We start from the raw sequence: 5,707 nt of genomic DNA, 5'->3' as shown, positions 1-5,707 counted from the left end.
GATTATAACGAATGCCGCCCGCACTCCACGCTGAATTATCAGACACCGTCTGAATTTGCAGCGGGCTGGAGAAAGGGGCATTCTGAGAATGAAGATTCCGACGTTACTAACTGAGTGTTGTATCTAATCGTGGGGGCAGGTCAAGTCCATTATTCATCACACAGCCAAAGTAACAATTTTGGTGAGGCAACAGTGCGTATTGGGTAACAAAAATGCTGAGTCAATGCGGCGAAATACTTGCTGGCACTGGAGGCGCGAAAGTCGCCCTTACTGAAGCCATAAAAAGCTTGTCGAATGTCTCAGGGCGTGAAGCGGACATTTCACACCTCTATCTCAGTCCATAGACCTGTGGGCACGCTCCATATGCCCCTATCATGATGACTCAGCCTGCAGCGACCAGAGCTTCCTTAGCTAAGCGTTGCATGTTTAACGATCGGGTGCTCAAACCGGCCTTGGTAAACCGATAGCGCATATAGGAGGAAATGTCATCCTCGTGTGAGGAAACGATCAACTGACGATTGCTGAACTCGCAGCGAAGAAGATCAGTCAAAGAGGCAATATTCACCTCATCCAGCGACTGGGATGGGTCATCGATCAGGATCAGCGGTACGTTTGAGTAAACTCTATTCAGCGAGAGGAAAAATCCCAGGCTGAGCGCCGATACCTGCCCGGAACTCATCGACAGAATTGCGTCATATTCAGATTTCTCGGCTGTAAGAAACCTGAGCTCTTTACCATCTTTGCTTTCAATAAACAGACCCAAACCACGCTGATAGTTTTGGATAAGCCTTCCGCTATAAATATGGAAAATCAACTCAATTTCAGCAATCGTTTGTTCCGAGTAGCGGCGTTCTGTTTTCTCCAATGTAGCCTTTAGGTTAGTAACCTTACCTTTAGCAATCTGCGCTGCTTTGGTTTCACGCTGAATAACCTGTAGCTCATCAAGGCACTGCTTGAGTCTTACGCTCTGGGCCTCGTTTGCTTTAGCTGCGATATACAGCTCTTTGTCTTTCAGATTCTGAAGTTCAACGATATAAAAGTCCTGCAACTCTTTAAAAGCAAAGGTGATGACATTTCTCCAATCTTGCGGCAAAGGCTCTGTCTCTGCTATTTTCTGGTTTCTGATGAACGCTATCAAAGACTGAGTTCGAGTATCCACTTCTTCATCATTTTCGGAGAACGAATGGTTTAGCTCTCCCCCTAAGGCTTGAAGTCGGGAGGCTAGTTGGTTAATTGCTGGTAACCGTGTTTTATCACGGAGCAGAAAGCTGTGTAGGGCTTGGTTATAACCAACGGATAGTTGCGTTATCCGGCCTTGTATCTGAGAGCCAATTTGAGCCAGCTCCGCAGCCATCAGCCCAGTGAGATTTATCAGGGTCTGACCATCGGTGTTTAGCACGTCATTAATCTGCGTGGTTCGGATCTCAATCTTTTGCAGCATAATATCATGGGAATGCCATTCTGCCCCACACAGTGGGCAATGCTGATCATTGGGATAGAGTTTAGCGTGCTCAGTCACCAGCTCTTTTTTTAGACGATTCAGCTCGGCTGCAGCGTTGGTATTAGAAGCGCTCTTTTGCTGAAGCAAATCACGAGTAACTATTTGTTCAAGAAACAATTTTAAGCGCTCTTGGGGCCATCCAATAAGGCTCTTGGCCTCATCGGCCTTGATGACTGTAGCGCCACGTTTGATAATCCCTCCTTGCTTGAACAGCTGGTTCAATTCTTTTTTGGTGGATTCGAGACCATCCAGTTTGTTCAAATCGTTGCCAAAACGCGCCAGGCTTTTTATGGAGTCCTTGTTAAGTTCAATAAAATTTTCGATCGAGTCATTTTTATCTCTGGTCTGTATTGCACTCTTTAGCAGAACCAATCTTTGAAGACTCTGGATATTCTCAATGTATTCTCTATGAATTTCCGCAGAATAGGTGGGAAATGGGCTCTCTTTATCCCAGCCAGGTTGTAGCACTGCGGTAGAAATTTTTTTATATTCAATTGCTCCCAGGTCAGCTTGAATCATTTCCTTGAGTGAACTGGCCTCTGTTTCTAACCTTGATAAATCTGCAGCACGCTTTGGATCACCAATGAACTTTGTAAGCCGCAAAGCAATAGCTTTACAGCTATCAGTTTCTGCTTTTACATCACTAATATTGAAGAGGTTGTTTAATGCCTCTTTACGTTTGTCTACTCGTGTGTGCAGGAGCTGGTTTTGGCCTTGTTCCAAATAATTCAAATAAGAAAAATTTTCTTTGAAGTTTTTGCCAAAAATCTCCTCAATGATGTTTTCGTTGCGAAGGTTTTCTGCTATATAATCGTTGGACGCGAATTCGGGCAACTCGTAAAGCTTAAGGTGGATAAATTGGTCTGCTCGATTGTTTGATTTCTCGTCAAAGTTTGCTGCAGGAGTATGTCTGGCTAGGGTAAGCTTGTGCAAGCCACTAATAAACTCTATTTTTATAGTCAGGTCATTATTGCCTGAACGGTTATTCCAAAGCAAGTTGTCTTCATAATTCGTTCTTTTACCCATCATTAAAGTTGTAAATAGGTGACAAATTCTTTTTATTCTACCGGTTAGCAATAGTTCAATAGCATCGAATATGCTAGTTTTGCCAAATCCATTGGGTCCATCTAATGTCAAAAGTGATGAATCACCGAAATCCAGATGAATTTTTTTGAAAGCTTTAAAGCTTGAAATCTCAATTTTAGAAATTTGCCAGTTCATCATTAATCAGTTCCTTGATCAAATCCTCTGCATTTAATTGGCCGTTTTTTTTTACCGTTTCATACGTCTTAGTAAGGTCTGCTTCTGCCACAGCCTCTTCAATTTGTAAACGGAGTGGAACTAGTTCCGCTTTGTTAATACTAAGCTCCAAAAAAGGCAGCTTAATGAATATCTTAGCAGCCGCACTGTACTTAGTCGCTGATGTGGGTTCTTTTTTGTAAGCATCGAATTGTTTTTTATCTGAAATCAATTCGTTTAACTTGGTGAAGTTTAGTCCTTTAATGGCTTCAACTTCTGCATCACTATAGTAAAGTACGTATTTTTTGTAGAAATGTGGGTCTTCTTCGATTTCAAAAATCTGCTCTTCATAATTTTTGAATTCTGCCAGCTTGTCAAGGTGATGAATGCAGATTAAATCGCAATTCTTTTTAAATGCTGGATCAGATGTAAATACCACTGGCGCGGACTGGTTGATTGTTGCGTTAAGATCGCCAGGCTTCATCAAATTATCCAACCTGTGCAAGACTGCAAATCGTACAGCCGTACCGTTCTCTCTAACATAGAAGCTGGTTGTGTCATTCTCGTGTATTTTGGAGAAATTGTGTGCATCCAGAGCTTGATGTATGAGGTCAATAATCATTTAAGTCGAGCCTCTGCGTCGTCTTTCGTTAAAATGCTGATGCATAAACTTTTGGTGATGTTGCTGTCGATGCGATTTTGATCGTCAGTGGAGATTATATCGAAGCAGTTTGTATACTTGGTGTCAATTATGAAACTCTCATTAGCCTTGGCTGCAATGAGATTGTTAAATTCGAACAACAGCCTGCCTAGATCATCATTATTTTTTATTTCAGCGATAATTTCGGAGGTACAGTATTTTTTGTCTGTTGGTTCTGGTAAATACAATGCCGTCGGTGCGTAAAACTTATTGTTGCTGTCTAAATAGTGCGGTAGTCGTTTTAAAATTGGTTCGACATTAATGGTGTACACGAGGTCCGTGTACCGACGTATATCAGAGTTCTGAATGCGTGAAAACTTTTCTGAGGGCTTCATCAGTTGGCAGAGTGTTTTGAAATCGCCACCCTCAGAGCCTCTTATAAGCTCGTAGATATGTCTTGCTCTTTCGTAGGCCGCGTCCGACATACCTGGAAGTGATTCAGCTAGCCTTTCTTCCAGGTGAGTGTATAGGCGCGCTTTTAGCTCGATCGCGTAGTAGTCCTTTCTTTCGTATGGACTCGAATCCGTTATGTCTGCAAGAATACTTTCTGCCGATATACGGTATTCATAAGCTGCTTTACGTTGAGCATCACCATCATTTTGTATTTTTTTGTGAATGGCTAGCGCATGTGAGCTAATTTTATCTGATAGTAGACAGTAGTTTGCATCTATAAGGCTATCATCAAAAAATATGGCCTGACGGAAATATATTTCTTTAATAAAATCTTTCGTTAGATCTTCTATCCTGTCAAGTTCACAGTGCCGGTGTTCACCATATGGATAGAATTCAACTCGTTCGCGATTCGCATCTATGTAATCACTATGGTCGTTTATGGGTTGTGATATATGAAAATATCTTTTGATCCCTGCTATTCTATCCAGTTCTATTGCGGCCGATTTTTCTAAAGCATCCTTATAGTTACTGCGATAATCACCAATTTTTGCTTTAACCTGATGGGCGCTGATGAGTTTATCATCTTTGTAAATTGCGAAATCATCTGTACTATCCAGTTGTAACTCGAATCCACTATCACCTGCACTAATTAATTTGAGACAATGATAGAGCGCCACTTTACCCTGGTAGACAAATCCGCTCCAGGTGGAAATAGCGCTATGCGGATACTTGCTTACTTCCTCGTCGCTCATGTTGACTCCTTTCACCATACTGTTTGCTGTATTTGGTACAGAAATGATATCACAGCGATATTAATTTTTGGGTTGTCGATAATCGTGCGTCAATGTTCAGCCATGCTAAGTTGATGCCACTAATTCTATAAATTCTTTTACCGACATCAGTTCCTGATGAACATCATGGGGATAGGTTTCCCATAATGGAAAGGGGACTATGAGATTTAGGTGTTTATCTCTCATTTCAGTCAGTTGGGCTTTACTTATGCCGGGTTGTATTGTCACCAGATACTTCGTCTTAAGACGGTCGCCTTCAGCCAGTACCTGACGCCAGCGATCTTTACATGTTGTTTTGGCACCAAGCAGAATTAATTTTTCTGCATCATAATTTTTATCGTGATATGCATCGAACGAAGGAAAAAGAAAATCTGGTTTTGACTTATTCTCAGTTGTCTTTTTCGATGAACCTTTCTCAAACTTAAGTCCATGTAAATTAAAAAGATGTCCAAGGTGGTTTTCAAATGAGAACCCCATGCGTGATTTTCTGCGATTGTGTACACTTAACGAAAAATCGATGAAGGTATCGACATCACTGCCATCATCTCCAAATCCATGACGCAGACGGTTACTGACGAGATAGCGCTCGTAGGTTCGAAAAATATGTTCTTCTTCGGTGAGCCATTCCATAAGAGCTTCGTCTGGATCCTTCCTGGGATTTGCAGGTTTACGTTTCCGCGCAAGTTCGGAGAATACATGGGATTTAGGGAGACCTTCAGGGTAGTGCTCAAGAAGAAACGCCAACAGTTCCTTGTCGGTTTTTTGTTCAGACTCGAAGCTTATTCCCAATTGTTCAAACAGAGTCTGCACAGGCAGGAGAAGTTTTTTATCGCCTGTGTCAGCCCGGTGGAATGTTTCGTCAAGCTGGCCCGACAATCCAAACAGTTCGCGTAGTTGCGCTTCAATGACAGAGTCAGCCGGAGTGAAACACATCAGGAGTGAGCCGTTAGCCAGCCTTGTGATGAGGAGAAAATCACCTTCATTGATGGATTCAGTAACTGAATTCTTGAATCGCCACGGGTTTAACAGACACCTCAGAGTCATTTAAGATGACTTAAAGAGAGGTGCCCATGAGCGGTAAGC

General features: G+C 42.2%; 4 protein-coding genes. All 4 read right to left on the bottom strand.

From position 1 onward, the window contains the following. Positions 1–382 precede the first annotated feature (382 nt). The gene (locus tag GF617_RS26300; RefSeq protein ID WP_236946442.1) at positions 383–2,725 is read right to left on the bottom strand and encodes an AAA family ATPase; all 2,343 of its coding nucleotides are present in this window, start codon (positions 2,723–2,725) and stop codon (positions 383–385) included. Further along, on the bottom strand, positions 2,703–3,362 hold the full coding sequence (locus GF617_RS26295) for an ABC-three component system middle component 1 (RefSeq protein ID WP_035943293.1): 660 nt from the start codon (positions 3,360–3,362) through the stop codon (positions 2,703–2,705). Before GF617_RS26295 ends, GF617_RS26300 begins: the two co-directional genes overlap by 23 nt. Beyond that, complete coding sequence (locus tag GF617_RS26290) at positions 3,359–4,585, bottom strand: ABC-three component system protein (RefSeq protein ID WP_203452751.1); 1,227 nt, start codon at positions 4,583–4,585, stop codon at positions 3,359–3,361. Before GF617_RS26290 ends, GF617_RS26295 begins: the two co-directional genes overlap by 4 nt. Positions 4,586–4,690: 105 nt before the next feature. Then, positions 4,691–5,557 carry a type II restriction endonuclease gene (locus tag GF617_RS26285; protein ID WP_239006640.1) on the bottom strand — a complete coding sequence of 289 codons (867 nt, stop codon included), beginning with the start codon at positions 5,555–5,557 and terminating at the stop codon, positions 4,691–4,693. Positions 5,558–5,707: the final 150 nt, after the last annotated feature.

Source organism: Lelliottia sp. RWM.1 (genome assembly GCF_016859735.1).
In the GTDB taxonomy this organism is placed as follows: Bacteria; Pseudomonadota; Gammaproteobacteria; order Enterobacterales; family Enterobacteriaceae; genus Enterobacter.
Note: the sequence above shows the minus strand (reverse complement) of the source record. Positions and strands in the feature narration are given on the sequence as shown.

What these genes read in the sequence shown, in the direction of transcription:
- GF617_RS26295 (WP_035943293.1), bottom strand. Translation starts at nt 3,362, where the DNA reads ATGATTATTGACCTCATACATCAAGCTCTGGATGCACACAATTTCTCC.
- GF617_RS26285 (WP_239006640.1), bottom strand. Translation starts at nt 5,557, where the DNA reads ATGTGTTTCACTCCGGCTGACTCTGTCATTGAAGCGCAACTACGCGAA.
- GF617_RS26290 (WP_203452751.1), bottom strand. Translation starts at nt 4,585, where the DNA reads ATGAGCGACGAGGAAGTAAGCAAGTATCCGCATAGCGCTATTTCCACC.
- GF617_RS26300 (WP_236946442.1), bottom strand. Translation starts at nt 2,725, where the DNA reads ATGATGAACTGGCAAATTTCTAAAATTGAGATTTCAAGCTTTAAAGCT.